General features: G+C 53.1%; 2 protein-coding genes and 1 pseudogene. All 3 read left to right on the plus strand.

Annotated features, from left to right (window positions below; all coding sequences use genetic code 11):
* Window positions 1-719: hypothetical protein (locus tag ACIPW4_RS27340; RefSeq protein ID WP_400663790.1), on the plus strand; the 719-nt coding region annotated here is incomplete at its 5' end.
* Window positions 716-1,087: a hypothetical protein gene (locus ACIPW4_RS27345; RefSeq protein WP_400663792.1), complete on the plus strand. Its 372-nt coding sequence runs from the start codon at window positions 716-718 to the stop codon at window positions 1,085-1,087. The genes ACIPW4_RS27340 and ACIPW4_RS27345, both read left to right, overlap by 4 nt.
* 44 nt (window positions 1,088-1,131) lie before the next feature.
* Window positions 1,132-1,225, plus strand: a pseudogene (locus ACIPW4_RS27350) (type VI secretion system tube protein Hcp); the annotation flags it as partial.

Raw genomic sequence — 1,225 nt, forward strand, 5'->3', positions numbered from 1 at the left:
ATGAGTTCTTTCTGGAGAATTTCGAATTGCTCAAGAGTCTGCTTGCCCATGCGTCCATGGGCGCAGGCGTGGTCAGCGATGGCTGGAGCAGGCACTTGAAGGCGATTCAGGACACGTTGCTGGAAATTGAAAAGCTGCACCAGGAGTACATGGGGTCAGGGACGCTCAAAGCTCGCGATCAGTTCTATGCCAGGCGTGCGGCGCTGTTTGTGAGGCTGGATGAGCAGTTGAGCAAAATGGCCGCGTTCGGTGCCAGCTTGCGGAATAAAGGGTCTATCAAGAGAACGCTTGGTATTTCCACGAAAAGCTATCTGAAAGCTGGTGAGATTGCAGGGTATGCCGATAAGGTCGCCGGGGTGGGCAAGGCCGCGCGTCTGATCAAGAACAGCGGCTATATCGGCGTCGCACTCGGAGTGGGCGCTACGGGGCTGGAGATTCAGAGGGCCTGCACCCTGGGGCGAGAAGAGGAATGCAGTAAGGCAAAATTCGTCGAGGGCACGGCATTGGCGGGCGGCTTGACAGGCGCTAGCGCTGGCAGTTTTGTTGGTGCGCTGATTGCGCCACCAGTGTGCGTGGCTCTCGGCATCCCTACTGCTGGCACTGGATCACTTGTTTGCGCAGTTGTGATAGGTGCCATAGCAGGTAAATATGCTGGCGATTACGGGGCAGATAAAGGCAGGGAATATGGTGAAATACTTTATCACGAGAGCCTTAAATGAACGCCATTGATTCTGAAACCATAGTGCTTTTTATACTTGCCCCCATGGCAATTACGCTCATCATTCAATGCTACATCGCCCACAGGTACACTGAGCGTTTTGAGTCACACCTACCAAACTGCAAATACATTACAGACAACAAAATTACCTACAAACATGGCGGCTTGCCAGGCAAGCTGATGCGCACAGGCTCGATTTCAATTGTTCTGGCAATCCCTAAACTGTTTATATGGAGAAGGGTCGCTCAAGCAGATGAAGTGAAAGATTTTCCGCTGCGCGAGCGCTGCATCCTGCTTTCCCTGCTGGCCTTGCAGATCACGCTCTTCCTGGCACTTATACTTTCGGACATCCTCTCTTCAACCTTATAAATTGGCCAGAAGCCAGCGCTGCCAGCTCGATGACAGAGGCTTACAAGTTCCTCGACAGCGCCAGTTGCAAATTGATGGAAGCCAGTTGTGCCGGGCAACATCTCAAGGAAGTGAAACTCGCGCTGTGCCGCGCGGGTG

It is taken from the genome of Pseudomonas sp. NPDC089996 (genome assembly GCF_044748405.1).
Lineage (GTDB): Bacteria > Pseudomonadota > Gammaproteobacteria > Pseudomonadales > Pseudomonadaceae > Aquipseudomonas.

Bases quoted from the DNA above. Each gene is read 5' to 3' on its own strand.
- ACIPW4_RS27345 (WP_400663792.1), top strand. From the start codon at position 716: ATGAACGCCATTGATTCTGAAACCATAGTGCTTTTTATACTTGCCCCC.